This is a genomic window from Actinomadura chokoriensis, assembly GCF_039529475.1.
Taxonomy (GTDB): Bacteria; Actinomycetota; Actinomycetes; order Streptosporangiales; family Streptosporangiaceae; genus Spirillospora; species Spirillospora bangladeshensis.
This window is the reverse complement of the sequence record NZ_BAAAMW010000001.1, coordinates 314,336-341,297: the sequence shown is the minus strand read 5'-3', so window position 1 is coordinate 341,297 and position 26,962 is coordinate 314,336. Positions and strand designations below refer to the sequence as shown.

Genomic DNA, 26,962 nt, shown 5'->3' with positions numbered 1-26,962 from the left:
GTCAATGGACGATATTCGGCGTGACCAGGTGTTCGCATCCCGGTCGGGACGGCGCCGCCGTCGACGGGACCGATGTCACGTACAGTTAGTGTTTGGGCGGCCTTCGCGGCGGTGAGCATTCGCGGGAGGCACGTCGAGAGAACGAGGGCGGCGCGCCGTGCGGCGCGGGCCCGGACCGTCCCGGCCGCGGAGCCCGGCGGTCTGCCCCCGGACAGCGGCGTCGCGGCGATGGAACATCGCGCCGGGCGCCGGTCGTTTGCCACCCGAACCGATGGAGGAGTCACGGAGTGAGGATCCCGAAGCGCGTCAACGCCGTTCTGGACTGGGTGGAACAGCACTTTGTCGCGCTCGCGGCGGTCGTGGCGCTGGTCGTGGTCGCGCTGGTGGCCCTGCTCGCGCCGGCGGCGGTCGGCTTCCCGGTCGCCGGCTTCGTCCTCGGTACGGCGGCGGGCGGGTTCGTGGTGCACATGCGGCTGAGCCGCCGCATCGCCCGGGCCCGCTCGGACGTGGACAACCTCCTCCGGGAGAACGGCGCGCTGCGGCACCGCAACACCGTCCTCGCCAGCGGGGTCATCACCCGCGAGTCGCAGGAGACGCAGGCGCTCGTCTCCATCCCCGAGGACGACCTCCTGCTGGACGAGCTGCGCGCCGACCCGCAGGGCACCGTCACCCTCGACGAACTCCTCGACGGCGACCCCACGAGCACCGACGAGCTGCCCGGCGACGTGTCCGGCGAGCCGGCCGGCGAGGGCGAGGGGCCGACGTCCGCCCTGCCCGAGCTCCCCGAGGACGACCCGCAGCGGACCGCCGTGCTCACCCCGCCGCCGGAGGAGCCCGCCGCCGAGGACGACGAGGACACCGCCCGCACCCACCGCCCCGGCAAGCCCAAGAGCGCGGCGAAGAAGAAGACCCGCAAGAACTGACGCGCGTCCGGCCGACGGGGTGATCATGGCCCCGAGCACGGCGTTAGCTTTGCCGATCATCGGGCAGAGGTAGCGCGTGAACGACGACCCGGAGCGCACCGACGACGGTGCCAGCCTGCCGGCCGACCGGGGCGGGGCCGCCGGCGTCCACAAGGCCGTGATCGCGTCCGCCATCGGGAACTGCGTCGAGTGGTTCGACTTCGGCGTGTTCAGCGCCGGGATCATGACCGCGATCATCGGCACCGTGTTCTTCCCGGAGGGCGCGGCGGGCAGCGCGTCGCTGCGCTCGTTCGCGCTGATCGCGGCGGCGTTCCTCGCCCGCCCGTTCGGCGGGCTGTTCTTCGGCCCGATGGGCGACAAGCTCGGCCGCAAGCGGGTGCTGGCCGTCACGATCATCATGATGTCGAGCTCGACGTTCGTGATCGGGATCCTGCCGGGCTACGACACGATCGGGATCGCCGCGCCGCTGCTGCTGCTCGCCGTCCGGCTGGTGCAGGGCTTCTCGACGGGCGGCGAGTACGGCGGCGCCGCCACGATGATCGCCGAGTACGCGCCGACGCACCGGCGCGGGTTCTTCGGCAGCTTCCTGGAGCTCGGCACGCTGACCGGCTACATCCTCGGCGCGGGCCTCGTCCTGGTCATGGACCTGTCGCTCAGCACCGGCGCGATGAACGACTGGGGCTGGCGCATCCCGTTCCTGCTCGCGCTGCCGCTCGGGTTCGTCGGCCTGTACGTCCGGACGCGGATCGAGGACACCCCGACGTTCCAGGAGATGGAGAAGGCCGGCAAGAAGGCCCACTCGCCGCTGAAGGAGACGCTGCAGCACCACTGGCGCGTCATCGTGATGCTGATCGGCATCGTGTTCATGCTGAACGTCGCGGACTACACGCTGCTGACGTTCATGCCGTCCTACCTCGTCGACTTCCTGCACAAGAACGACACGACGGCGCAGCTCATCACCATCCTCATCGAGGCGCTGATGATCCTGGTGATCGTGCCGATCGGCTCGCTGTCGGACCGGATCGGCCGCAAGCCGCTGCTGATCACCGCCGCGGTCGGCTACATCTTCCTGTCCTGGCCGGCGTTCGCGCTGATGCAGACCAACAACATGGTCGGCGTCGCGTTCGGCTACGCGATCGTCGGCGGGCTGCTGGTGCTGGTCCTCGCGGTCATCGCGGCCACGTTCCCGGCGATGTTCCCCACGCAGGTGCGGTACGGGGCGTTCGCGATCGGCTACAACATCTCGACGTCGCTGTTCGGCGGGACGGCGGCCGTGCTGGTCGGGTCGCTGATCGACGTGACCGGGTCCAACTACATCCCGGCGTACTACCTGATGCTCGCGGCGCTGGTGGCGCTGTACCCGATCATCAGGATCCCGGAGACGGCCGGGGTGCCGATCGAGAAGGCCGGAACCGAACTCGCCCCGGAACCGGCGGGTTCCGGGGCGGGTTGACCCGCACGCCGCGGGGCGCGGCGCGGACGCCTCAGTCGGAGCGGCGGAAGTGCCGGCGGGCCCAGCCCGCCAGCGAGCCCGCGATCACCAGTGCGGCGCCGGTCTCGATTGCCAGTGCGGTCCAAACTGCGGTCACTGGGAGCCTCCCCTCCGGTCTGGTCGGGCCTTCCTTCACCGGCCCGAGCTTCTCTTAAGAGCAACGCCAGGGTGGGGTAGGTCTTTCCGTGATTCGCCTCACGTCACCCCCCGCTGACCTGCGGCGAAACCTCTCCGGCGAGCCGGGCGCGGGACGGCGTCGAGGAGCGTCCGGGGTCGACGCACGGGCGGGCAGTGGCGCGGGGGTGCGACTTGTGTGGCGCCGCCGCCAAGCACAGGTGGAGGCAATGGCCCGTTGCGATCGGACGATTACGGTCTGTAGCGTCTCCGTTGGCCGGAGACGGCCGGCTCATGACGGACCCTCGACGAATCGGTGGTGTGGACGTGACGGAACAGCAGCAGCAGTTGAGCCTCGGTACCGCGGCGGCACGGAACCTGGCGACCACGACCAAGTCCGTCCCGCAGATGCAGGGCATCACCTCGCGGTGGCTGCTCAAGCTGCTGCCGTGGGTGCAGGCGGCCGGCGGCGCCTACCGCGTCAACCGGCGGCTCACCTACACGCTCGGCGACGGGCGGGTGACGTTCGTGCAGACCGGCGCGGACATCCGGGTCATCCCGCGCGAGCTCGGCGAACTGCCCCCGCTGCGCGGCTACGACGACGACCTCACGCTGGACGCCATCGCCGGGCGGTTCACCCAGCAGGAGTACGAGCCCGGCGAGGTCGTCGTGGAGCGCGGGCACCCGGTCGACCGGGTCATCCTCGTCGCGCACGGCAAGCTCAACCGGATCGGCGCCGGCGAGTACGGCACCGACGCCGTCCTCGGGACGCTCGCCGACGGCGACTTCTTCGGCGAGAACGCCCTCCTCGGGACGGAGGAGGGCGCGGAACCGGAGCAGTGGGAGAGCACGGTCAAGGCCGTGACCGCCTGCACGGTCCTCAGCATGAGCCAGGCCGACTTCCAGGAGACGCTCGGCCAGTCCGCGTCCCTCCAGACCCACCTGGAGGAGTACAAGGCGAGCCCGGCGAAGGCGCACAACGCGCACGGCGAGGCGGCCATCGAGGTGGCGTCCGGGCACGACGGCGAACCGGTCCTGCCGGGGACGTTCGTCGACTACGAGGGCTCGCCGCGCGAGTACGAGCTGAGCGTCGCGCAGACCGTCCTGCGCGTCCACACGCGCGTCGCCGACCTCTACAACGAGCCGATGGACCAGGTCGAGCAGCAGCTGCGGCTGACGATCGAGGCGCTGCGCGAGCGCCAGGAGAACGAGCTGATCAACAACCGCGACTTCGGGCTCCTGCACAACGCCGACCTGTCGCAGCGCATCCACACCCGCTCCGGCCCGCCCACCCCCGACGACATGGACGACCTGCTCACCCTCGTCTGGAAGGAGCCGGCGTTCTTCCTCGCGCACCCGAAGGCGATCGCCGCGTTCGGCCGCGAGTGCAGCGCGCGCGGCGTCTACCCCGGCAGCGCCGACGTCGGCGGCCACAAGGTCCCGGCCTGGCGCGGCGTGCCGATCTTCCCCTGCAACAAGATCCCGGTGAGCAGGACCAAGACCAGCTCGATCCTGCTGATGCGGACCGGCGAGGAGGCGCAGGGCGTCATCGGCCTGCACCAGGTCGGGCTGCCGGACGAGTACCAGCCGGGGCTGTCGGTCCGGTACATGGGCATCGACGAGAAGGCGCTCATCAACTACCTGGTCAGCGCCTACTACTCGGCCGCCGTCCTCGTCCCGGACGCGCTCGGCATGCTGGAGTCGGTCGAGATCGCGCACGGCGGTGCCGGCGCGTGACCTCGCCCACCGAAGAGCGGGGGCGGCTCGCCCTCGGCACCGGCGCCGCGCGCAACCTCGCGACGACGACCAAGTCCGTCCCGCAGATGCGGGGCATCACCCCGCGGTGGCTGCTGCGGCTGCTGCCGTGGGTGCGGGCGGACGCGGGCACCTACCGGGTGAACCGGCGCCTGACCTACCGGCTCGGCGACGGGCTCGTGACGTTCGTCAACGACGGCGCCGACGTCCGGGTGGTCCCGCCGGAGCTGGCCGAGCTGCCCCCGCTGGACGGCCTGGACGATCCGGCGGTCCTGGAGGGCCTCGCCGCGCGGTTCGAGCAGCGCGAGTACGCGCCGGGGGAGGAGATCGCGGCGGCGGGCCGCCCCCTCGACGGCGTCCACCTGATCGCGCACGGCAAGGTCGCCGAGACCGCGCCGGGGGAGTACGGCGCCGAGGCGGGCGTCGGCGTCCTCGCCGACGGCCGGTTCTTCGGCGACCGCGCCCTGCTCGGGACGGCCGAGGTCTGGCCGCACACGTTCCGCGCGCTGACCCCGACGACCGTCCTGACGCTGTCCCGGGAGGCGATCGAGGAGCTGACCGAACGGTCCGAGGCCCTCCGCACCCGCCTGGAGGAGTACCGGGACGCCCCGCGGCCCCCGCGGACGCGGCACGGGGAGGCGCCGATCGAGGTGGCGTCCGGGCACGACGGCGAACCCGTCCTGCCCGGCACGTTCGCCGACTACGAGGCCGCGCCGCGCGAGTACGGGCTGAGCGTCGCCCAGACGCTCCTGCGCGTCCACACGCGCGTCGCCGACCTGTACAGCGACCCGATGGACCAGGTCGAGCAGCAGCTGCGGCTGACGATCGAGGCGCTGCGCGAGCGCCAGGAGCACGAGCTGATCAACAACCGCGACTTCGGCCTGCTGCACAACGCCGACCTGCGGCAGCGCATCCAGACGCGCGGGGGCCCGCCGACCCCCGCCGACCTGGACGAGCTGCTGTCGCGGCGGCGCAAGACCCGGTTCCTCCTCGCGCACCCGAAGACGATCGCCGCGTTCGGCCGCGAGTGCACCCGGCGCGGGGTGTACCCGGACGGCGTGGAGGTCGAGGGACGCCGCGTCCAGGCGTGGCGCGGCGTCCCCATGCACCCCTGCGACAAGATCCCGATCACCGCGTCCGGGACGAGCTCGATCCTCGCGCTGCGCACCGGCGAGGACGACCAGGGCGTCATCGGCCTGCACCGGACCGGGCTGCCCGGCGAGGTGCGGCCGGGCCTGTCGGTCCGGTTCACCGGCATCGACGAGCGGGCGCTGCTGACCTACCAGGTCAGCGCGTACTACTCGGCCGCCGTGCTGGTCCCGGACGCGCTCGGCGTCCTGGAGAACGTCGAGATCGCCCGCTGACCCGCTGAGCCCGCTGAGGAAGGGGAGGGCCATGCCCGCCTGGAAGGACGACCCCGCCATCGTCCGGTGCGACCACCGGCCGGACGAGCGCGCCCGGTCGGCGGACGGCATCCTGCGCTGGAGCCGCCGCCTGCTCGACCCCGCCCTGCGGGACGCGGTCGAGGCCATGCCCGGCGAGGCCGCCCGCGTCGCCGCCTACCACTTCGGGTGGCGGGACGAGCACGGCCGCCCCGCCGAGGGCCCGGCGGGCAAGGCGATCCGGCCCGCACTGGCGCTGCTGGCCGCGGAGGCGGCCGGGGGGACGGCGGCCGCCGCCCTGCCGGCCGCCGTCGCGGTCGAGCTGACGCACAACTTCTCCCTGCTGCACGACGACGTCATGGACGGCGACCCCACCCGCCGGCACCGCCCCACCGCCTGGACGGTCTTCGGGACGAACGCCGCCGTCCTCACCGGGGACGCCCTCCTCGCCGCCGCCTACGAGGCGCTCGCCGAGGACGGCTGCCCGGCCGTCGCGCACGGCGTCCGCATCCTCGCCCGCGCCGTCCTCGACCTGGTCGAGGGGCAGTGCGCCGACCTCGCCTTCGAGGACCGCGACGACGTGACGCTCGACGAGTGCCTCGCCATGGCGGGCCGCAAGACCGGCGCGCTGATGGGCGCGTCCTGCGCCCTCGGCGCCCTCTACGGCGGCGCCGCCTCCGCCGAGGTCGAGCGCATGCGCGCCTTCGGGCGGTGCTTCGGTCTGGCGTTCCAGCTCGCCGACGACCTGCTCGGCATCTGGGGCGACCCCGCCGCCACCGGCAAACCCGTCCACTCCGACCTGCACAACCGCAAGAAGTCCCTGCCGGTCGTCGCCGCGCTGACCTCCGGCACGCCCGCCGCCGCGGAGCTGGCCGGCCTCTACTTCCGCGGCGCGCCGCTGACGGCCGCCGACACCGCGCGGGCCGCCGCCCTCATCGAGAGCACCGGCGCCCGGGACTGGGCCACCGGCCACGCCGGCAGGCTGCTCGCCGAGGCCCGCGGCCACCTCGCCGGCGCGGCCGAGGCCCCGGCCGCGGAACTTCTCACCCTCGTCCGGCTCTCCGCCCAACGCGATCATTGACCGCCCTACACTGCTTGCGTGGAGCCCCTCGAACCGTCCGACCCACGGCAGCTCGGCGCCTACCGGATCACCGCGCGGATCGGCGAGGGCGGCCAGGGCGTCGTGTACCTCGGGACCGGCGGCGACGGCACCCGGGTCGCGGTGAAGCTGTTCCACCCGCAGCCGAGCGGCGTGCTCGGCGGCGACGACACGGCCGCCCGCGAGCTGGAGGCGGCCAAGCAGGTCGCGCGGTTCTGCACCGCGCAGGTGCTCGACTCGGGCACGGCCGGCAACCGCCGCTACATCGTCAGCGAGTTCATCGACGGCCCGCCGCTCAGCCGGGTGGTCGCCGAGCAGGGCCCCCGCTCGGGCAGCGCCCTCGACCGGCTCGCGATCGCGACCGCCACGGCCCTCGTCGCCCTGCACGACGCCGGCATCGTCCACCGCGACTTCAAACCGCACAACGTGCTGATCGGCACGGACGGCCCGCGCGTCATCGACTTCGGCATCTCCCGCGCGCTGTCCGGCGCGCAGACGATGGTCAGCCGCGCCGTCGGCACGCCCGCCTACATGGCGCCCGAGCAGCTCGAACCGGGCGAGCTGACCCCCGCCGCGGACGTCTTCGCGTGGGCGTCCACGATGGTGTTCGCCGCGACCGGCCGCGCGCCGTTCGGCAACGAGACCGTCCCCATCGTCTTCAACCGGATCGCGAACCACGAGCCCGACCTCGCCGGGGTGGAGGAGCCGCTGCGCGCCCTCCTCACCGCGTGCTTCGCGAAGGACCCGTCGCGCCGCCCGTCCGCGCAGGACGTCCTGGACCGCCTGGTCCGCCCCGGCCGCACCACACCCCCGGTGCCCGCGCCGCCCCCACCCGGCACGATGCGCCCGCCCGTCCCCGCGGCGGCGCTGCTGCCCCCGTCCGAGCCGCCCCCGCGCGCCGACGAGGACACAGCCCACACCCCACCGCCGCCGCCGATGGCGGCACCCCCGCCCCCGCCCGGCTCAGGGACGACCACGCCGCACGGACCAGGAGGCGGCCGGACGAAGGCGGTCCTGGCAGGGACGGGCGCCGCGGTGGCCGCCGTCATCGCCGTCGTCTTCGGCATCGCGTGGTTCTCCGGCGACGACCCCGCCGACCACGACGGCCGCGTGGTGACACAGGGCTCGACGGGCCCGGCGGCCTCACCGTCCGCCCCGGCCGCCGCAGCGGGACCGGACGCCGGAACCCGGTCGGCGAGCCCGAGCAAGAGCGCCAAGCGGACCTCTTCACAGTCCCCCGGAGCACAACCGCCCGCACAAACGGCGGGCTCCCAGAAAACCCCGTCCTCCGCACCGGCACCCCCGGCAAAGCCCGTCAGCGTCGAACTCGGCCCCGGGCATTTCACGGAGTACTGCAAGAAGCTCGGCTGGGAGTGGGTCGAGTACCGCCAGACGCCGAGCGCAGGCGCGTACTGCGTGAAACGCTCGGGCGACACGATGAAGCTGTCGTCCGCGCAGCTCGACGCGGGATGCCAGTGGCGGTACGGCGACAGCAGGGCCCGCCACTACTTCAAGGGCAGGTCGAACTACTGCTACGCGGTGAAGCCCGCCTCCTGACCGCCCGCCGTTCCGGCCGGAATGGCGTTCGGCCGTTCTGAGCACCGAGAAACCCCCGGGGAGTTCTGACCGTAAACGGTCTCCGGTTGGGCCGACATCGGCGGCGTGGTCCTGTCGTGCATGGCGCTCGACATGGCCGCGCAACTCGTCGAGAGCGGGGCGGTCCGGCGCCGGCCCGGCTGGTTCCAGGACGCCCTCGGCGTCTGGACGCCGCACCTGCCGATGTCCGTCCTCTGGGAGCCGGCCAAGGCGCTCGCCACCGTTCCCGGCATCGCGGCGTTCGCCCTCCTCGGCGCTCGCGTTCATGTTCCTCGCCGCCTACGTCATGGCGGACGCCCTGCTCCTGAGCTTCTTCGCCGTGGTCGTCGTAGAGGTCGTCGGCAACTGACGCCGCCCCGGCGCCGCGCGGCTAGCCCTTGATCTGGGTCCAGGCCTGGGCCCAGCGGGTGTAGTCGACGCAGGTGGTGCCTCGGTCGTCGCCGCAGTCCTTGACGGGGGTCTTCCAGAAGGCCAGGCGCTTGTAGAACTCGGGGTCGCCGACGTGGTACGTCGAGCAGAAGCCCTTCGCGGTGTAGGCGCACGCCTTCGGGTTGGCGGGGGCCTCGCCGAACCACTGCGCGACCTCCGCCTGCACCTTGGGGGTGGTGATCCAGTTCATCCACTTGTACATGCAGGTCGGGTGCTGGGCCTTCGAGGAGATCATCCAGGTGTCGGACCAGCCGGTGGCGCCCTCGGACGGGATGGTGGTCGCGACGGGCGCCTTGTCCGCGAGGGCCAGGTTGGCGGTCACCTGCCACGCGGTGCCCGCGTAGTTGTAGCCGCTCTTGAACGACTGGAGTTCGTCCAGGTAGTTCGCCCAGTACTGGTTGACGTTCGGGCGCTGCTGCTTGAGCAGGCCGACCGCGGCCTGGAACTGCTTCTCGTCCAGCTCGTACACGTCGGTGATGTCCAGGTCGGGGCGGTGGGCCTTGAGGTAGAGGGCCGCGTCCGCGATGTAGATGGGGGAGTCGTAGGCGACGACGTGCCCGGCGGCCGGGCCGTCCTTGTCCCACACGACGCTCCACGAGGTCGGACGTTGCGGGATCTTGTCCGTCCGGTACATGAGCATGTTGGCGCCGTAGCCGTGCGGGACGCCGTACATGCGGCCGTCGACCGAGTTGTACGGCTGGTTCTTCAGGTACTTGGCGATGTCGTCGTAGTTGCCGAGCAGCCCCGTGTTGACCGGCGCGACCAATCCGCCGTAGATGAGCCGCAGGCTCGCGTCGCCGGACGCCGACACGCCGTCGTACCGGCCGGTCTCCATCAGCGCGACCATCGAGTCGGACGTGTCGGCGACCTTGGTGTGCACCTTGCAGCCGGTCGCCTTCGTGAACGGGGTGACCCAGTCGACCTTGCGGTCGCTGGAGCCGTCCTCGGCGTAGCCGGTCCAGGCGACGAGGTCGAGCCGCCCCTCCGGGGTGCCGAGCTCCTGCATGGCGGGGATGTCGGGGGGTGTGGCGGCGGAGGCGGAGCCGCCGCTGCATCCGGCGGTGAGCGCCGCGACGGCGGACAGCGCGCCCGCCGCGAGCACCGCCCCGGACCTGTGCGCGCGGACGGGCGGCCTGGCGTTTTTCGTCGCTTGGGGAGAACGAGCCATCACGCTGAGGCATCGTAGGGGTATTTTCGTCCGTCTGTGCATACAAAACGTGATGATCCGGAAACTGTCGACACACGGCGGCGGACGGTCCTAGGCTCTCCTACCGTTCCCGACGACCCGTCCTCCCCGGCGGTCGCCTCCGTCCCCGCCAGCCGTCCGCACGAGTGAAAGTTCAGCCGCAGTGCCAAAACGAGGCCGCACCACCACGGACTCAGCCGCCGGCCACCGGCGGGCTCCCAAGGCGGCGCGATTCCGCTCCATCCGCTTCAAGGTCGTCCTCATGGTCACCGTCTCGGTGGTGTCCCTCGGCGTGCTGTGGGCGTTCGCCGCGAGCATCGCGCTCGGCGAGGGGCTCAACCTCCGGCACGTCAAGACCGTCCAGGACCACTACGGGTACCCGTCCGGCGCGCTCGGCGGCGCGCTGCAGGCGGAGCGGCGGCTGTCGATGGTGTACCTCGGCGGACGCGCGGACGGCGACCGGGCGGCGATGGAGTCCGGCCGGCTGGTCACCGACCGGCAGGCCGAGCTGTTCCGGCGGCTCGCCGGGGACGCGGGCGCCCGCGGCGCCGCGCCCGCCGACACCCGGCGGATCGCCGACAAGATCCTCGCCGAGCTGGACGGGCTGGACGGCCGCCGCCGCGCCATCGACACCGGCGCCGTCGGCCGGGACCGCGCGTTCGCCGACTACACCGCGCTGCTCGACGACGTCGGCGCGCTGCAGGGCTCCCTCGCCACGCTCGACAACTCCGAGGTCGCCAAGGACGCCCGCAACGAGGCGTCGCTGGCCCGCGCCCGCGAGGTCCTCGCGCAGGAGGACGCGCTGCTCGCCGGCGCGCTCGCCGCCGGCCGGATGACGGGCGCCGAGCACGCCCGGTTCGTCAAGCTCGTCGGGACGCAGCGCGCCCTCTACGGGTACGCGGCCGCCGAGCTGCGCTCCGCCGACCAGGCGTACTACCGGCGCGTCGTCGCGATGCCCGAGTACGGCCGGCTCCGCACGCTGGAGGACCGGTTCGTCGGGTCCCCCCGGTACGTCAAGGGCGGCACCGCGAACGGCGGGGTGCTGTGGAAGACCACCGCCGACTCCAACCTGACCCGGCTGCGCGGCCTCGAACTCGCCGTGTCCGAGGGCGCCGAGCAGCGCGCCGAGCCGATCGCGGACGGCATCATCACCCGCGTCCTCCTCGCGGGGGCGCTCGGGCTCGTCGCCGTCGCCGCCTCGCTCGTCCTCGCGGTCTGGGTCGCCCGGTCCGTCGTCCGGGAGCTGGCCCGGCTGCGCCGCGAGGCGCTCGACCTCGCCGACGTCCGGCTGCCCGGCGTGATCCGCCGGCTGCGCCGCGGCGAGGAGGTCGACGTGGCCGCCGAGGCGCCGCCGCTGGCGTTCGGCACCCGCGAGATCGACCAGGTCGGGGACGCCTTCAACGCCGCCCGGCGCACCGCGATCCAGGGCGCGGTCGAGGAGGCGACGCTCCGCCGCAACGTCAGCGACGTGTTCGTCAACCTCGCCCGGCGCAGCCAGACGCTGCTGCACCGCCAGCTCAAGCTGCTGGACGCGATGGAGCGGCGCATCGAGACCCCCGACGACCTGGAGGACCTGTTCCGGGTCGACCACCTCGCCACCCGCATGCGCCGGCACGCCGAGGGCCTGATCATCCTGTCCGGGCAGGCGCCCGGCCGCGGCTGGCGCAGCCCCGTCGCGATCGTCGACGTCGCCCGCGCCGCCGCGTCCGAGGTCGAGGACTACACCCGGGTCAACGTCGCGCCGATGTCGCGCGCCGCGATCGTCGGGCCCGCCGTCGCCGACGTCATCCACCTGCTCGCCGAGCTGATCGAGAACGCCACCGCGTTCTCGCCGCCGCACACCACCGTCCAGGTGCAGGGGCAGGCCGTCTCGCACGGCTTCACGCTGGAGGTCGAGGACCGGGGCCTGTCCATGGACGAGCCGAGCCTCGCCGCCGCCAACGAGCGGCTCGCCACCGCCGCCGAGTTCGACCTGTCCGACAGCGCCCAGCTCGGCCTGTTCGTCGTCGGCCGGCTCGCCCGCCGGCATGGCATCAAGGTCACGCTGCGGACGTCCCCGTACGGCGGCATGACCGCGATCGTCCTGCTGCCCGAGGGCCTCGTCGTCCCGGACGAGGGCGACACCGCGCCCGGCACGCCCGCGCTCACCACCCGCCGTGCGGAGGACGCGCTCATCCCCGTCGGCTCGGTCGTCGGCGGCCCGGACCGGGGCCCGGAGCGGGGCGGGTCGGTGCTCCGGCTCCCGCCGGGACGGCACGCCTCCGCCCCGTCGCCGTGGGGCGACCCGCCGGCGGCCGAGCCCGCGCCGTCCCCCTGGGGGGACCCGCCCCCCGCGCCCGTGAAGCCGGGCGTCCCGCGCTCGCCGCGCGAGGTCCGGCGCCGCCCGGCGAGCGGGTCGAGCGGGTCCGGGGCGGCCGGGCGGCCGCCGCTGCCGAAGCGCGTCCGGCAGGAGAACATGGCCGCCCAACTGCGCGAGGACCCCACCGTCACCGGTCCGCCGCCCGCCGCGACGCGCCCGGGACGGTCGCCCGAGGAGCTGCGGTCGATGATGTCGTCCATCCAGCAGGGCACCCGGCGCGGCCGCGCCGAGGCCCTCGACACCGAGGAATCGTGACGGGCCATGACCGGTCCTGGCAGCGAATGGCTCGATGACGAGGCCGGCCCGATCGTCCGGTCGTACGCGCTCACCCGGGGGCGCGCGCGGCCCGCGGCCGGCGAGGGCTTCGACATGATCACGATCGTGGCGACCGCGGCCCGGCCCCGGTCCGGCTCGCCCGGCATCGGCCCCGAGCACCTCGACATCCTGGAGATGTGCGTGCAGCCGCAGCCGGTGGCCGAGATCGCCGCCCGGATGCGGCTGCCGCTGGTCGTGGTGCGCGTCCTGCTCGGCGACCTGCTGCACCACCGGCTCATCACCGCCACCCGTCCCCACCAGGAGAGCCCGCTCTCCAAGGAACGTCTGCTGAGAGAAGTGCTCCATGGCCTCCAAGCCCTCTGAGAACGCGGGCGACGGCGAGGGCGCCGCCCCCGCGGTCCCGGTCGCGGTGAAGATCCTCGTCGCCGGCGGGTTCGGGGTCGGCAAGACCACGCTGGTCGGCGCGGTCAGCGAGATCCGCCCCCTGCAGACCGAGGAGCTGCTCACCGACCGGAGCCTCGGCGTGGACGACACCGAGGGCGTCGAGCAGAAGACCACCACCACGGTCGCGATGGACTTCGGCCGCATCACGATCCGCGACGGCCTCGTCCTGTACCTGTTCGGCACGCCCGGCCAGGACCGCTTCTGGTTCATGTGGGACGAGCTGTCCTACGGCGCGCTCGGCGCCGTCGTCCTCGCCGACACGCGCCGCCTCGCCGACTGCTTCCCCGCCGTCGACTACTTCGAGAACCGGGGCCTGCCGTTCGTCGTCGGCGTGAACTGCTTCGACGACGGCTACGACTACACGCCCGAGGAGATCCGGGAGGCGCTCGACCTCCGCGCGGACGTCCCGGTCGTGCTCTGCGACGTCCGCGAACGGGCCTCCGGAAAGGAGGTGCTCACCACGCTGGTGAAGCATCTCCTCGCCGTCCACCAGGCACAGCACCCGGCGGGTGCGCCCACGGGGTGATCTTGCCGCGCGGTAGGCTTCCGGCGACATGAACCGGACACGCGCACGCCTGTCGGACGGCCGCGAGATCGTCTACTACGACGAGGTGCCGGGCCGGGTGCCCGTGCCCGATCCGCGCGGGCTGCCGCCGGTCGAGCCGCTCTGCGAGACGCGCCGCGACCCGCTCACCGGCGAGCACGTCACGATCACCGCGCACCGCAACACCCGCACGTTCCTGCCGCCCGCCGACGAGTGCCCGCTGTGCCCCGGCGGCCCCGCCTCGGAGATCCCCGACCCGTCCTACGAGGTCGTGTCGTTCGAGAACCGGTTCCCGTCCTTCGACGTCCGGACGCCGCCCGTCCCGCCGGAGATCGACGGGGTCGCGCGGGCCCGCGGCGCCGGGCGCTGCGAGGTCGTGTGCTTCACCGACGACCACTCCGCGTCGATGGCGCGGCTGCCCGTCTCCCGCGTCCGGACGATCATCGACGCGTGGGCCGACCGCACCGCCGACCTCGCCGCGGTCCCCGGCGTCCGGCAGGTCTTCGTGTTCGAGAACCGCGGCGTGGAGATCGGCGTGACCCTCCACCACCCGCACGGCCAGATCTACGGGTACCCGTTCATCACGCCGCGCACCGACCGCATGCTCACGATGGCCGCCGCCCGCCCGGGGCTGTTCGACGACGTCCTGAAGGCCGAGCGGGCGGGGAGCCGGGTCGTGCTCGCCGGCGAGCACTGGACGGCCTACGTCCCCGCCGCCGCCCGCTGGCCGGTCGAGGCGCACCTGATGCCGCACCGCCACGTCCCCGACTTCACCGCGCTGGACCCGGCCGAGCGCGACGAGCTCGCCGTCCTCTACCGCGACCTCCTGCGCCGCTGCGACGCCCTCTACGGCACCCCGCTCCCGTACGTGGCGGGCTGGCACCAGGCCCCCACCGGGAACGAGGCGCTCCGCCTCCACCTCGAGCTGTTCTCCATCCGCCGCGCACCCGACAAGCTCAAGTACCTGGCCGGCTCGGAGTCGGGCATGGCCGCCTGGATCAACGACGTCTCCCCGGAGGACATCGCCGCGCGCCTGCGCGACGCCGGGTGATGACAGCGCCGCCGGCGGCGGGAACGTCACACCGGCGCCGAGTTTTCGCGAGTCCGTGGAACGATCGAGGCCGGGTGGCCTACTCTCCTGCGCATGCCGGAAAGGGTGCTGGCGGAACCGCTGGCGCAGGGATCGTTCGACGGCGTCGCCGTCACCGCCGAGGGCGCGCCGCTGGCGTTCACCTCGCAGGCGGCGCGCGGCGCGAACACCGGCCAGCTCTGGGACCTGGCCGCCGGCGCGGCGCTCGGCGCGCCGATCCCCGACTTCCCCACCGACCGCGCCGACTGGGCGTTCGGCCTCCCCGCCGGCTCGCCGGCCGTCGCATGGACGCACCGCGACCGCGTCCACGTCCACGACCTCGCCACCGGGAGCGAGCCGGTCTTCGACGGGCGGCCCGACCTCCTCGGCCTCGCCGTCCACCACGGCCGCGCCGGAGTCGTCGCCGTCTTCGGCCCTGCCAGCGACGCCGAGGTCCTCGTGTGGGACGCCGTCACCGGCGAGCGCCTCACCGAGTTCACCCTCTGGCTCGGCCACGGGACGGCCATCGACCGCTGGATCCTGCACGCCACCCCGGCCACCGGCCCCCTCATCGGCCTCCCCGGCGACTCCGCGGTCGGCCTCGTGGACGTCGAACGCGGCGAGGAGATCGCCGCCCTGCCCACCTCGGTGCCGGCCCCGGTACTGACCCCGTCCCCGGCCGGGCTCGTGCTCGTCCAGCCGACCCCGTCCGCCCTGCACGTCCGCGGCCTGGACGGGGAGCGGGCGGCGACCCTGGAGACGCCGTCCCCCTGCGACCATGTGGCCGCTGCCCTGGTGGACGACACCCTCCTCGTCGCCGCCGCCCTCCGCGACGACCCGGGCACCCTCCTGGCCTGGGACGCCGCGACCCTGACCCCGTCCCACCGCATCGAGGTGCCCGCCCCCGTCAACGACCTGGCCCTCTGCCCGGACGGCACCCTCATCGCCGCCACCGACACCGGCCTCCACACCGCCCGCCTATGCGGCTAGGCGACACCCCCCGCCCCGGCACCCGCCAGGGAAAGCCCCTCCTCTACCTCGATATAGACGGCGTCATCAACCCGGAGACACCGGACGCACGGTTCACCGAACACGCCATCGGGCGGCTCACCGTCCGGATCAACCCCGAGCACGGCACCTGGCTGCGGGATCTCGCGACCCGCTACGACCTGGTCTGGGCCACGACCTGGGAGGAGCACGCCAACGAGCACATAGGCCCGCTCCTCGGCCTTCCGCCGCTCCCGCATGTCGCGTTCTTCGACTACGTTGCGCAGCCCGGCGACCCGCGCGTCCCGCTGCTGCAACTGCCGTACATGCGCAAGTGGGCGCCGATCCTGCGGCATGCGGACGGTCGTCCGTTCGCCTGGGTGGACGACGTGATCCCGCTGACGATTCGGCGCCAGGCATTGCCGTACCGGCGGCATGTGCGGCTCCTCCGCGTACCTCCGGCGCGCAGCCTGACCTGCGGCCATGTGAAGGCGCTCCATCGGTGGGCCGCGCGATTCGAGCGGGCGCCCGGCGAGTAGCGGCTTTGTCGGTAAAGTGGGGAAGTCCTATGGAGCCTGTCGTCTTTCACGCGGACAAGAAGCCTTTCCGGCAGGCGACGTTCGGGGCGCTCGGCGTGGCCGCCCTGATGGTCGCCGTGATGATCGTGATGCCGTTGATCGGTGTGGACGCCAAAGGAATCGGCATCATCGTGATCGGCGTCTTCGCCGTCCTTCTCGTCGGCGGCCTGGGCACTCTCCAGACCGTGCTCAATCCGATGGAACTCCGGGTGGACGACGGCGGCGTGGAGGTGCGGGCGCGCGGCACCACGACGAGGATCCTCTGGGGCCAGCTGGACGAGGTGCGGATCGCCCGCCCGCTGGACGTCCCGAAGGACACGTGGCTGATGGCCTGGCCGAAGCAGGCACCCATGCAATTCCGCAGGCGCATGCACCATCCCGAATGGAAGGCCGATCTCGCCGGTGTGAAGGTGTGCGACCTGAGCCCGTACGAGAAGGATGCGGAAACGATCCGGGAAGCCGTCCGGCGGGCGGCGGGTCCTCTGTGGAATGACGCGGAGGCCATGCGCTGACCTGCCGCAGAAATAGACCGCCGGCGCGCGGGAGGCGGGCGCCGGCGGCCGGTGCGGTCAGAAGCTCGGGGCGGCCACGTGAGTGACGCGGTCCAGGGCGGACAGGTCGGCTTCGTTCAGGTTGACGGCGTCTACGGCCAGGTTTTCCTCCAGGTGGGCGATCGAGCTCGTGCCGGGGATCAGCAGCATGCGGTCGTAGTGGGCGAGCAGCCAGGCGAGGGCTATCTGCGATGCCGAGGCGCCGTGCTCGGCGGCCACCGACGCGATCGCCGGGTCGGCGGCGAGTGCCTGCGGGCCGCCGGTGAACGCGGAGCCGAGCGGGTAGTAGGGGACGTAGGCGATGCCGTTCGCGCGGCAGAGGTCGACGACCGGCTCGTCCGTCCGGTTCGCGATGCCGTAGGCGTTCTGCACCTCGGCGATCGGGGTGATCTCCAGCGCGGCCTCGACGGCCTCGGCCGACGCGGTCGACAGGCCGATGAGGTCGAGCTTGCCCTCGTCGCGCAGGTCGGTGAGGGTGCCGAGCTGGTCGGCGAGCGGGACGTCGTCCGGTTCGGGGCCGCCGACCTGGAACCGCATGTTCACGAGGTCGATCCGCTCGCGCCGCAGGGTGCGCAGGTCCTGCTCGACGGTCGCCCGGAGCTGCTCCGGGCGGGACGCGCGGACCCATCCGCCCTGCTCGTCGCGGGCGCCGCCGACCTTCGTGGCGAGGACGAGGCCGTCCGGGTACGGGTACAGCGCCTCGGCGATGAGCTCGTTGACGACGTCGGGGCCGTAGACCTGGGCGGTGTCGATGTGGTCGACGCCGAGGTCGACGGCACGGCGCAGCACGGCACGGGCCGCGTCCGGGTCGGCGGGCGGGCCGAACACCCCCGGGCCGGCGAGCTGCATCGCACCGAAGCCGATGCGCCGCACGGTCCGGTCGCCGAGCGGTGAGGTCTGAGTGATGGTGGTCATGCGTTCACCCTGGGGCGCGCGTAGCGGCCCCACCAGTTGCGGCGGCGACCTCGGACGCACAGACCCACCCAAGCCGGGTATCCGCCGCCTACCGTTGAGGCATGGCCAAGAACGCTGAGCTGCGAGAGTTCCTGCGGACCCGGCGGGCGCGCGTCCGGCCCGAGGACGTGGGCATCCCCGCCGGCGGCCGGCGCCGCGTCCCGGGCCTGCGGCGCGAGGAGGTCGCGATGCTGGCCGCCGTGAGCCTCGACTACTACGCCCGCATGGAGCAGGGCCGGCCCCTGCAGCCGTCCGACCAGGTGCTCGACGCGATCGCCCGCGCGCTGCGGCTGGCGGAGGTCGAGCGGCTGCACCTGCACAACCTCGTCCGGGCGGCCGTCGCCCCGGCCGAGCCCGGCGAACTGCGGCTCCCGCCCCTCGACGCGGGCATGCGGACGATGCTCGGCAGTTTCACGATCCCCGCGTTCGTCATCGACTCGCGCGGGGACGTCCACGCGATGAACCGGATGGGGCGGGCCCTGCTGGCGGGGCTCGAACCGATGCCGTCCGAGGCGTCCAACCATCCGCGCTGGCTGTTCCTGGAGCCGTCGACGCGCGACCTCCACCTCGATTGGGAGATGAACGCGCGCGTGAGCGTCGGGGTCCTGCGGGAGACCGCGGGCCGCTACCCGCGCGACAAGCGGCTGCAGGCGCTGATCGGCGAGTTGTCCGTCGCGAGCCCGGAGTTCCGGAACTGGTGGGCCGAGCACGATGTCGAGGTGCCGTGCCGGGGTCCCAAGCGCTTCCACCATCCCGTGGTAGGTGAGCTCAGCCTTCAGGTCGAAGCGCTCCAGTTGCACGACGGCGAGCGCTGGATCTACGCCTACGCGCCGGAGCCCGGATCGCCCTCCGAGGAGGCACTCCGGTTGCTCGGCACCTGGGCCGCGACACAGGACACCGAGCGAACGCCCGATGAGGCGGAGGTCGTGCGCTGACCTCGCATTATGCGCGGTCGGTCAGCGGGAAGAGGGCGGAGAGGCGGGGGAGGCGGCGGGCGACTTCGGCCGGGTTCTCGAAATCCCAGGCCGCGTCGGCGGGGGCGGTGTCGTAGGGCTGGTGGCCTTGGGCGCGTAGGGCGTCGTACAAGCCGTCCTCCGCGCCGGTCAGCTGTTCGTAGACCTGGGCCGCGATGTAGTTGAACGACTCCCATTCCGGGAAGTCGTCGTCGGACCAGTCGGAGAGGGGATGTCCGGCCAGGCGGCGCACTTCGGGGACGTCGGCCAGGAGGTCCGGGTTCTCGGTGACGCGGTCGAACACGTCGCGGCCAAGGCCGATGAGCCAGGGCTGGAAATACCAGAAGCCGTCCATGGAGCAGAGGCCGTCCATGATCTGGTAGGCGGCTCCCCAGAGGGCGTAGGTGTCGGAGCGGAGGCGGGTCCGGTCCTGGCAGATCTGAAAGCCGGCGACGTCCGCGAGGGGACGGCGTGCGAGGGCGTCCTGCAGCCATGCGACGCGGGCCTCGGGGGACGGGGAGTGCTCGCGGGAGCGGTCGACCAGCTCCCAGAATGCGTCCTGATCCATGGGCCCGGAGCTTGGCAGGCGGGTCCGACATCGCCGCCGGCGCACGCGCGGGGGCGGGCGCCGGCGGGTGCCAGGGTCAGTGGTTCGCGAATTTGTATTGGATGGCCGCTTCCCTGGGGGTGAGGGCGCGGTCCAGGAACATCAGGCCGTCCATGCGGCAGTTGCAGGGGTTCCGTTCGAGGTTGTTCTGCGGGAAGCTGCCGCCGATCTTGATGCCGCGGGGGTCGGTCGCGGACGTGACGTCCGGCTCGGGTTCGCCCTCGACGCCCCACGGGTCACCGGCCACGGTGTAGAAGCCGGGCAGCGGCGCGCCGTTCTTGTAGAGCGCCATCTGACCGGTGTCGTAGTCGAACGTCGCGGCGAGGTGCACCCAGGTGTTCTGCGGGAGGACGCTCTGCCAGTCCTCGCTCGCCGCGAACGTCTGCGACTTCGACCCGTCCACGCGGCGGCCCAGCGCGACGACGCGCAGGGTGCCGGACACGTCGATGATCTCCAGCAGGGCGCGCACGCCGTGCCCGTCGGAGTCGCCCGTGAGCAGCCCGGACAGCCCGATCGCGTTGTACTCGTCGTCGGGGTTCGCGGTGACGGTGTTGGGGCTCGGGTTGGTGCCGGTCATCTTGAACCAGCCCATGAGCGTCGCGCCCTTGGCGGCGTTGAACGCGTGCAGGGACGGGACGCCCGTCGCCGAGTAGATCCCCGCCTTCCAGTCGTCGTTCCCGTTGGCGGACGGGTCCACCTGCTTGAGCTGGACGGCGTGCCGCCGCGCGCCGTCCCGCACCCGCATGGCGGCACCGCCGTTGACCAGGTCGATCGTCGTCCCGGACCGGCCGCGGTCGGCCTCGCGGGACGGATCGCCCGGCACGGGATGCTCGAAGTCGTAGTAGGAGATCAGGTTCTTCTTCAGGGGCGGGAAGACGCCGCCGGTCGAGGCGTGGGCCGGGGTCGCGACGGTGAGGGAGGCGCCGAGCAGCACGGTGGCGAGCGCTGCGGGGCCGCGGCGAATCAGCATGGTGGACTCCTTGGAGCCCTCCGGGCGGGCGCCGGGGCCCGCCGCCCGCCCGGAGGAGGCCGTTACTTCGCAGGGGTTCCGCGGACGGTCAGGCCGCGGAGCCGGCCGGTGTTGTCGAACGAGCCGAAGCCCACCCGGCCGGAGCCGAGGGTCGTGTCGAGCGCCGTGAACACGGGGCGGGACGAGCCGTCCACGTAGACGGCGGTCTCGCCGGTCTCGGCGCAGCGGTCCACCCGGACGCCGTGCCACGCCTCGTCCGTGATGGACGGCGGCGCGCCGTGCGACCGGTTGGCGTTCCACTGCTGGTCGATGCGCTGCCGGTCGGCGCCGTTCACCAGGAAGATCCCGTTGTGCGGGTAGATGGTGTTGTCGCTGGACAGGTGCGCATAGTAGAAGTGCGTGTCGTCCTGGTAGCCGAAGACGACGATGACGTCCCGGTTGCTGACCGACACCGGCGTGTCGAGCCGGACTTGTGCCTCGATCCGCGTCGAGCCGAGCACCGGTCCCTTGGTGAGCACCGCGTACTCGAACGGGCGGCGCGGGCCCGGCCGCTGCTCGCCGGCCTCGGCGAGGACGACCTCGCCGCCGGTGAACTGCCACTTCGACGGCGTGACGGGCGCCCAGCTCCCGGCGTCCGTCGCGTGCTTGACCTGGACCGGGCCCGCCTTGCAGGACGCGACCCGCTTCGTCCCGACGACCTTCCAGATCTTCCCGTTGGCCTTGGCGAGCAGGTACGGCTCGCCCTTGGCGTCCATGCCGTAGCGCAGGTCGACGCGCTCGTCACCGGCCAGCTCCCGCATGGTGACGGGCTTGCCGGAGGTGTCGTAGGCGGCCAGCTCGTAGATCTGCGCGCGGTTCTTGCCGGACGCGTCGTGCTTCATCTCCGACTCTTCGGTGTACATGAGCCGGCCGTCGACGATGTCGGTGAACAGGTACTTGCCGCGCAGCGCGGGCAGCTTCGCGCCCCGGTAGACGTAGCCGCCGGAGATCGCGTGGCCGACGTCGCTGCGGCAGTCCCAGTCCGGCGGCGGGTCGTGGTCGTAGGCGGCGAGCGGGTACTCGTAGTCGTACTTGTCGTCGTCCGCCGGCAGCGGGTACAGGTGGCAGCGGTCGTCCTTGCGGAAGGTGAACGCGCCCTCCCGCTCGCTCCACCCGATGTTGGCGCCGGGGTAGATCTCGTGGATCGACTCGATCTCGTGCTCGCCGATGTGCGCGAGGAACATCCGGTGCGTGCCGCCGGTGTCCCAGCTGAACCGGTGCGGGTCGCGCATGCCGTAGGCGTAGATCTCGCCGAGCTTGCCCGCCTGGCCGGCGAACGGGTTGTCGGCCGGGACGCCGTACTTGCCGTTCGCGCTGTTGTTCCCCGACGGGTCGATGCGCAGGATCTTGCCCTGCGGGACGGCGAGGTTCTGCGGGTCGCCGCCGTTGTCGCCGACGTTGCCGTTGCCGCCGTCGCCGACCGTCAGGTAGAGCATGCCGTAGTCGGCGTCGCCGGGACGGGCGTTGGGGTTGAAGTCGATCTGCTGGAGGTTGTGGATGCGGCCGGAGAACCCGATGCGCAGGACCTCCCGGTGCGTCCCGGAGAACGTGTCGGCCTCCGGGTCGGACGCCGTCCACTCGTCGATGACGCCGTGGTAGCCGGTCTTCGGCTGCGGCGTGAGGTCGGGCGTCTTGGTCTTCAGCGCCTCACCGGCCTCGACATGCGCGGTGTAGAACTTGCCGTTCTCGCGGAAGTCGGGGTGGAACGCCACGAACCCGAAGCCCTGCCCGAGCCCGGCCTGGGAGAAGAAGTCGGGCGCGAACGTGGCGGCGACGTCCAGGTAGACGTGCGGGGTGCGGGTCTTCTTGTCGAGCAGGTACAGGTTGCCGTTCAGGTCCGGCACGTACAGGCGGCCCGAGTGGTCGGGGACCTCGCCGACGTAGTTGATGCGGTTCCACCGCAGCAGCCGGGGGTCGGTCGGGGTTCCGGTCGGTTTCGACTGCGGGAGCTGCGCGACCTCCTGCAGGACGAGGCCGAGGCCGGACGGGGCGGGGTCGTCGGGGATCGGGTCGAGGATCGGCGCGTCGTCCCGCGCCTGCGCCGCCGGGGGTACGGCGAGCAGCGGCAGCAGCAGCGCCGCGAGCGCGAGGAGACACCAGTGGAGCCTTCGTTGCATTCCGGCCGTCCAGGGTGTGAGGGGTGGCTGGAAAGCGCTTTCTGGAAGCGCTTTCTCGAACGTACGACCGGTCCCGCCCGGCGTCAAGGACGATTTCCGGTCTTGGCACATGTCCACATCGGGTCACGCCCGGACCCGGCGCCGCCACGCGTGGACGAGCGTCCCGGCGGCGGAGACGAGCAGCCCGGCCGGGGCCGCCGCCGCGTACCCGGCCACGGTCAGCGCCACCGCCACCGCGGCCCCGGGGGCCCAGATCCAGGTGGCCACGGGACGCGCCGACCGCCCGCGCCGCCGCCGCGCCGCCTCCGCCGCCATCGGCGGGACGAGCGCCGGGAGCGCCGCGGCCAGCACCGTCAGCCAGTCGAGCAGCATCCGGTCGACGCGCAGCGCGGCCAGCACGGCCCCCGGCACGGCGATCGCCAGCACGGCCGCCGCCTGCCGCCCGTCCACCCGCGCCGACCGGAGCCGCTCCGATCCGGCTCCGCGCGCCGGTGCGTCCCCGGCCGCCCCACCGTCCGCGCCCGGGGAGCCACTGCTCCGGCCGCGTTCGCGGGGCAGGAAGCGGCGGACGGCCAGGGCGCCGGAATGCACCGCCGCGAAGGTCGGGGCGATGACCGACGCGGCGACGAACAGGTTCGCGGCCGGGAGCCCGTCCGGACCGGCGAGGACGGCGACCACGTCGGTGGAGCCGCTCGCCGCCGCCACCCCGGCGCCCACGACGGAGGCCGCGAGCGCCGGGACGACGAGGAGCGCGACGCAGGCCGCGAGGTCGCCGCGCCCGCGCAGGCCGACCGTGAAGTCGGGCGCCCGCACGGCGAACACCGACACGTACCCGATGTAGCCGGCGAGGTCCGCGGCGAGGACGCCCGGCGGGGCGTCCCGCGCGAGCGACACCGGGGACGCGGGCGGCGCGAGCTTCACCGCGACGATGCCGATGAGCGCGATCGCGGTGAGCGTGGTCACCACCGCGACCGCGTTCCACCGCCCGCCGCCGCCGATCAGCACCGCGACCAGCGGGACGGTCAGCGCCGCGACCCCGGCCGCGTCCGGGACGCCGCCGAGCGCCGCGGCGGCCGCGCCGCCCAGGCCGAGGTTGAAGCCGAACCAGCCCACCATCGCGATCGCGAGCAGCGCGGTGAAGGCGCGCTCGGCGACCGGCGGCAGGTAGCGCGGCGCCAGCTCGGCCATGCCCGCGTTCTCTCCGGCCGGTGCGCGCAGGCCGAGGCGCCCCTGCGCGACCAGCAGCGCCGCCATGACCGCGCCGCCGATCACCAGGACCAGGAGCGGCAGCGCGCCGCCGTGCCGCCCGCCGACCTGCGCCCCGAGGACGAGCGCGCCCGGCGCGGTGCCGATCCCGAGCCATGCCCCCGACGCCGACCGCCAGCTCCGGCCGGGCGCCGCGGCCGGGCGCGTCGGGCCGCGGCGTGCCGTTCTCATGAGGGCGGCACGCCGGGTCCGGGCGCGTGCGTCATGCGACGTGCTCGTCGTAGCGGGCGAGGGCCAGGGCGAGGGCCTCGGGGCCGGGCATGGCCCACAGCGCGTCGTTGAAGATCTCCACCTCGATCGGCCCGGTGTAGCCGGTCGCGTCCACGGCCTCGCGGAAGCGCCGCAGCTCCACGCACCCGTCGCCGAGCATGCCGCGCCCGGTGAGGACGCCCTCGGGCAGCGGCGTCACCCAGTCGGCGACCTGGAACAGCGAGATCCGGCCCTCGGCGCCCGCGCGGGCGATGCCCGCCCAGGCGTCCGGATCCCACCACAGGTGGTAGGTGTCGACCATGACGCCGACCTGCGCGGCCGGGAACGGCGCCGCCAGGTCGAGCGCCTGCGCGAGGGTGGAGACCACGCAGCGGTCGGAGCAGTACATCGGGTGCAGCGGCTCGATCGCGAGCTGGACGCCGTGCTCGCCCGCGTAGGGCGCCAGTTCCGCGAGGAGGTCGGCGACGCGGGCGCGCGCGCCGTCCAGGTCGCGGGAGCCGTCCGGCAGCCCGCCGCTGACCAGGCACAGGACGCCCGTGCCCAGCTCGGCGGCCTCCTCGATGGCGCGCCGGTTGTTCTCCAGCGCGTCCGGCTCCTGGAAGAAGCCGCCCCGGCACAGGGACGTGACCGCCAGCCCGTGGTCGCGCATGAGCTTGGCGGTGCGGGCCAGGCCGTACTCGGCGACGGGCTCCCGCCAGAGGCCGACACCCGTGACGCCCGCCGCCGCGCAGCCGTCCGCCAGGTCGGGCAGCGGCCAGTGCCGGGTCGTCCACTGGTTGAGGCTGAACCTCATGACGCGGCTCCTTGGACGGTCAGCCAGGCGCGCATCCGGTGCGCCGCGAGACCGGGATCGGGGAAGAGGCCGGCCGCGTCGGCGAGCTGGAACAGGCGCACCATGTGCGGCACGGAACGCGCGGTCTCCAGCCCGCCCACCATGCGGAAGTGCCGCTGGTGGTCGGCCAGCCAGGCCAGGAACACCACACCCGTCTTGTAGTAGTAGGTGGGCGCCTCGAACAGGTGGCGCGACAGCGGCACGGTCGGGGCGAAGATCTCCTCATAGGACGTGAGGTCGCCGCCGTCGAGCGCTTGCAGGGCCGCGGCGGCGGCGGGCGCGATCGGGTCGAAGATGCCGAGCAGCGCGTCGCTGTGCCCCTCGGCGTCGCCTCTGATCAGCTCCGGGTAGTTGAAGTCGTCCCCGGTATAGAGGCGCACTCCGGACGGCAGCCGGCGCCGGAACGCGATCTCCCGGCCGGCATCCAGCAGCGAGATCTTCACCCCGTCGATCCGGGACGCGTGCTCGCCGATCAGGGCCAGCAGAGCGTCCGCCGCCACGTCGAGGTCGGGGGAGCCCCAGTAGCCGTCCAGCGCCGGGTCGAACATCGGCCCCAGCCAGTGCAGGACGACCGGCCGCCCGACCTGCCCTAGCAGCCGCCCGTAGACGTCGGCGTAGTCCTCCGGACCGCGTGCTGCGGCGGCCAGGTGGCGGCTCGCCATCAGCACCGGCACCGCGCCGGCCGACTCGATGACCGCGAGCTGCTCGGTATAGGCCGCGACGATCTCCTCCAGCGTCGCGGGGCCGGGCGGGAGCTGGTCGGTGCCCGCGCCGCAGACGATGCGGCCGCCGACTGAAAGCGCTTCCCGACCGCTCCGCACGATGAGCTCGCGGGTCGCCGCCCAGTCCAGGCCCATGCCGCGCTGCGCGGTGTCCATCGCCTCCGCGACGCCGAGCCCGTACGACCACAGGTGCCGCCGGAACGCCAGCGTCGTGTCCCAGTCGAGCGAGTCGCCGGACAAATCGGGCACCACATGCGCGGCGGCGTACGCGACCCGCGCCGTGCTCGGCCCGGGAGGCGGCTCGTAGGTGCGGGGCTCGCCCATCGTGTAGGGCGTGAGCGACCCCGGCAGTTCGATCTTCACAGCTCCGGGACCTCCAGGCGGCGGCCCTCGCGCCAGGAGCGCAGGCCCAGCTCGGCGAGCTGGACGCCGCGCGCGCCCGCGTAGAAGTCCCAGGCGAACGGGCCGTCGTCGGCGACGTGCCGCAGGAACATCTCCCACTGCGCCTTGAAGCCGTTGTCGAACTCGGTGTTGTCCGGGATCTCCTGCCACTGCGAGCGGAAGTCCTCGGTGGCGGGCAGGTCGGGGTTCCACACCGGCTTCGGCGTCATCGACCGGTGCTGGACGCGGCAGCGGCGCAGCCCGGCGACCGCCGAGCCCTCCGTCCCGTCCACCTGGAACTCCACCAGCTCGTCGCGGAACACGCGGGTCGTCCAGGACGAGTTGACCTGCGCGATGATCCCGCCGTCCAGCTCGAAGATGCCGTAGGCGGCGTCGTCGGCGGTGGCCTCGTAGGGCTTGCCGTCCTCGTCCACCCGCTCGGGGATGTGCGTCGCCCCGAGCGCCTGCACGGACCGGACGGGCGCGATCACCCCGTCCAGCACGTACCGCCAGTGGCAGAACATGTCGAGGATGATCCCGCCGCCGTCCTCGGCCCGGTAGTTCCAGCTCGGCCGCTGCGCCTCCTGCCAGTCGCCCTCGAACACCCAGTAGCCGAACTCGCCGCGCACCGACAGGATCCGGCCGAAGAAGCCGCCGTCGACCAGGCGCTTCAGCTTGAGCAGGCCCGGCAGGAACAGCTTGTCCTGGACGACGCCGTGCTTGATGCCCGCCTCGTCCGCGAGCCGGGCCAGCGCGAGCGCCTCGTCGAGGTCCTCGGCGAGCGGCTTCTCGGTGTAGACGTGCTTGCCCGCCGCGACGGCCGCGCGGATCGCGTCGACGCGGGCGCCGGTGACCTGCGCGTCGAAGTAGACGTCGGTGTCCGGACGCGCCAGCGCCTCGGCCAGGTCCGTCGTCCAGGCGGTGAGCCCGTGCCGTTCCGCCAGGCCGCGCAGCTTGGCCTCGCTGCGCCCGACGAGCACCGGCTCCGGCCACAGCACGGTGCCGTCGCCCGTGCGCACCCCGCCCTGCTCGCGGATCGCGAGGATCGAGCGGAGGAGGTGCTGGCGGTACCCCATCCGGCCGGTGACGCCGTTCATGACGATCCCGATGGACCTGCGTTCCATCCC

The 26,962-nt window shown here is 73.2% G+C and carries 23 protein-coding genes; 14 read left to right on the top strand and 9 right to left on the bottom strand.

Annotated features, from left to right (window positions below; translation table 11 throughout):
• Window positions 1-287 precede the first annotated feature (287 nt).
• The 6 genes from ABFX46_RS01630 to ABFX46_RS01605 all read left to right on the top strand — a co-directional run bounded on the left by ABFX46_RS01630 (window position 288) and on the right by ABFX46_RS01605 (window position 8,322).
• On the top strand, window positions 288-923 hold the full coding sequence (locus ABFX46_RS01630; protein ID WP_346039535.1) for a hypothetical protein: 636 nt from the start codon (window positions 288-290) through the stop codon (window positions 921-923).
• 76 nt (window positions 924-999) lie between these two features.
• Window positions 1,000-2,376: an MFS transporter gene (locus ABFX46_RS01625; RefSeq protein ID WP_346039534.1), complete on the top strand. Its 1,377-nt coding sequence runs from the start codon at window positions 1,000-1,002 to the stop codon at window positions 2,374-2,376.
• Window positions 2,377-2,823: 447 nt separating this feature from the next.
• Window positions 2,824-4,266: a family 2B encapsulin nanocompartment shell protein gene (locus ABFX46_RS01620; protein ID WP_346039533.1), complete on the top strand. Its 1,443-nt coding sequence runs from the start codon at window positions 2,824-2,826 to the stop codon at window positions 4,264-4,266.
• Complete coding sequence (locus ABFX46_RS01615; RefSeq protein WP_346039532.1) at window positions 4,263-5,648, top strand: family 2B encapsulin nanocompartment shell protein; 1,386 nt, start codon at window positions 4,263-4,265, stop codon at window positions 5,646-5,648. Before ABFX46_RS01620 ends, ABFX46_RS01615 begins: the two co-directional genes overlap by 4 nt.
• A gap of 31 nt (window positions 5,649-5,679) precedes the next feature.
• Window positions 5,680-6,747, top strand: a complete 1,068-nt coding sequence (locus ABFX46_RS01610; protein WP_346039531.1) for a family 2 encapsulin nanocompartment cargo protein polyprenyl transferase — start codon at window positions 5,680-5,682, stop codon at window positions 6,745-6,747.
• An 18-nt stretch (window positions 6,748-6,765) separates the two neighbouring features.
• Complete coding sequence (locus ABFX46_RS01605) at window positions 6,766-8,322, top strand: serine/threonine-protein kinase (protein WP_346039530.1); 1,557 nt, start codon at window positions 6,766-6,768, stop codon at window positions 8,320-8,322.
• A 409-nt stretch (window positions 8,323-8,731) separates the two neighbouring features.
• Here the strand turns inward: ABFX46_RS01605 and ABFX46_RS01600 are convergent, their stop codons facing one another.
• Entirely contained in the window at window positions 8,732-9,958 is a 1,227-nt protein-coding gene (locus ABFX46_RS01600; protein WP_346039986.1) for an ABC transporter substrate-binding protein, read from the bottom strand.
• A gap of 280 nt (window positions 9,959-10,238) precedes the next feature.
• On the opposite strand from ABFX46_RS01600, the gene ABFX46_RS01595 reads away from it, so the two are divergent.
• The 7 genes from ABFX46_RS01595 to ABFX46_RS01565 all read left to right on the top strand — a co-directional run bounded on the left by ABFX46_RS01595 (window position 10,239) and on the right by ABFX46_RS01565 (window position 16,745).
• Window positions 10,239-12,590: a sensor histidine kinase gene (locus ABFX46_RS01595; RefSeq protein ID WP_346039529.1), complete on the top strand. Its 2,352-nt coding sequence runs from the start codon at window positions 10,239-10,241 to the stop codon at window positions 12,588-12,590.
• A 6-nt stretch (window positions 12,591-12,596) separates the two neighbouring features.
• Complete coding sequence (locus ABFX46_RS01590; RefSeq protein ID WP_131944723.1) at window positions 12,597-12,974, top strand: DUF742 domain-containing protein; 378 nt, start codon at window positions 12,597-12,599, stop codon at window positions 12,972-12,974.
• A complete protein-coding gene (locus ABFX46_RS01585; protein WP_346039528.1) occupies window positions 12,955-13,581 on the top strand; it encodes a GTP-binding protein in 627 nt (208 codons plus the stop codon). The genes ABFX46_RS01590 and ABFX46_RS01585 overlap by 20 nt, the downstream gene beginning before the upstream one ends.
• Window positions 13,582-13,609: 28 nt before the next feature.
• Window positions 13,610-14,650: a galactose-1-phosphate uridylyltransferase gene (galT, locus tag ABFX46_RS01580; RefSeq protein ID WP_346039527.1), complete on the top strand. Its 1,041-nt coding sequence runs from the start codon at window positions 13,610-13,612 to the stop codon at window positions 14,648-14,650.
• A gap of 93 nt (window positions 14,651-14,743) precedes the next feature.
• Complete coding sequence (locus ABFX46_RS01575; RefSeq protein ID WP_346039526.1) at window positions 14,744-15,658, top strand: WD40 repeat domain-containing protein; 915 nt, start codon at window positions 14,744-14,746, stop codon at window positions 15,656-15,658.
• The gene (locus ABFX46_RS01570) at window positions 15,649-16,194 is read left to right on the top strand and encodes an HAD domain-containing protein (RefSeq protein ID WP_346039525.1); all 546 of its coding nucleotides are present in this window, start codon (window positions 15,649-15,651) and stop codon (window positions 16,192-16,194) included. Before ABFX46_RS01575 ends, ABFX46_RS01570 begins: the two co-directional genes overlap by 10 nt.
• Entirely contained in the window at window positions 16,158-16,745 is a 588-nt protein-coding gene (locus tag ABFX46_RS01565; RefSeq protein ID WP_346039524.1) for a hypothetical protein, read from the top strand. The genes ABFX46_RS01570 and ABFX46_RS01565 overlap by 37 nt, the downstream gene beginning before the upstream one ends.
• A gap of 57 nt (window positions 16,746-16,802) precedes the next feature.
• On the opposite strand, the gene ABFX46_RS01560 is transcribed toward ABFX46_RS01565, so the two are convergent.
• Window positions 16,803-17,699 carry an aldo/keto reductase gene (locus ABFX46_RS01560; RefSeq protein ID WP_346039523.1) on the bottom strand — a complete coding sequence of 299 codons (897 nt, stop codon included), beginning with the start codon at window positions 17,697-17,699 and terminating at the stop codon, window positions 16,803-16,805.
• A gap of 101 nt (window positions 17,700-17,800) precedes the next feature.
• Between ABFX46_RS01560 and ABFX46_RS01555 the strand changes: the two genes are divergently transcribed.
• Window positions 17,801-18,673: a helix-turn-helix transcriptional regulator gene (locus ABFX46_RS01555; protein ID WP_346039522.1), complete on the top strand. Its 873-nt coding sequence runs from the start codon at window positions 17,801-17,803 to the stop codon at window positions 18,671-18,673.
• A 7-nt stretch (window positions 18,674-18,680) separates the two neighbouring features.
• On the opposite strand, the gene ABFX46_RS01550 is transcribed toward ABFX46_RS01555, so the two are convergent.
• The 7 genes from ABFX46_RS01550 to ABFX46_RS01520 all read right to left on the bottom strand — a co-directional run bounded on the left by ABFX46_RS01550 (window position 18,681) and on the right by ABFX46_RS01520 (window position 26,959).
• Complete coding sequence (locus tag ABFX46_RS01550; protein ID WP_346039521.1) at window positions 18,681-19,259, bottom strand: DUF4240 domain-containing protein; 579 nt, start codon at window positions 19,257-19,259, stop codon at window positions 18,681-18,683.
• 76 nt (window positions 19,260-19,335) lie between these two features.
• Window positions 19,336-20,268, bottom strand: coding sequence for a LamG-like jellyroll fold domain-containing protein (locus ABFX46_RS01545; protein WP_346039520.1), 933 nt, complete (start codon window positions 20,266-20,268; stop codon window positions 19,336-19,338).
• A gap of 62 nt (window positions 20,269-20,330) precedes the next feature.
• Window positions 20,331-22,424, bottom strand: coding sequence for a PQQ-dependent sugar dehydrogenase (locus tag ABFX46_RS01540; RefSeq protein WP_346039519.1), 2,094 nt, complete (start codon window positions 22,422-22,424; stop codon window positions 20,331-20,333).
• Between the two features lie 123 nt (window positions 22,425-22,547).
• Entirely contained in the window at window positions 22,548-23,861 is a 1,314-nt protein-coding gene (locus tag ABFX46_RS01535) for an SLC5/6 family protein (protein ID WP_346039518.1), read from the bottom strand.
• Window positions 23,862-23,892: 31 nt separating this feature from the next.
• The gene (locus ABFX46_RS01530) at window positions 23,893-24,693 is read right to left on the bottom strand and encodes a sugar phosphate isomerase/epimerase family protein (protein WP_346039517.1); all 801 of its coding nucleotides are present in this window, start codon (window positions 24,691-24,693) and stop codon (window positions 23,893-23,895) included.
• A complete protein-coding gene (locus tag ABFX46_RS01525) occupies window positions 24,690-25,817 on the bottom strand; it encodes a dihydrodipicolinate synthase family protein (RefSeq protein ID WP_346039516.1) in 1,128 nt (375 codons plus the stop codon). Before ABFX46_RS01525 ends, ABFX46_RS01530 begins: the two co-directional genes overlap by 4 nt.
• Window positions 25,814-26,959 carry a Gfo/Idh/MocA family protein gene (locus tag ABFX46_RS01520; protein ID WP_346039515.1) on the bottom strand — a complete coding sequence of 382 codons (1,146 nt, stop codon included), beginning with the start codon at window positions 26,957-26,959 and terminating at the stop codon, window positions 25,814-25,816. The genes ABFX46_RS01525 and ABFX46_RS01520 overlap by 4 nt, the downstream gene beginning before the upstream one ends.
• Between the last annotated feature and the right edge of the window lie 3 nt (window positions 26,960-26,962).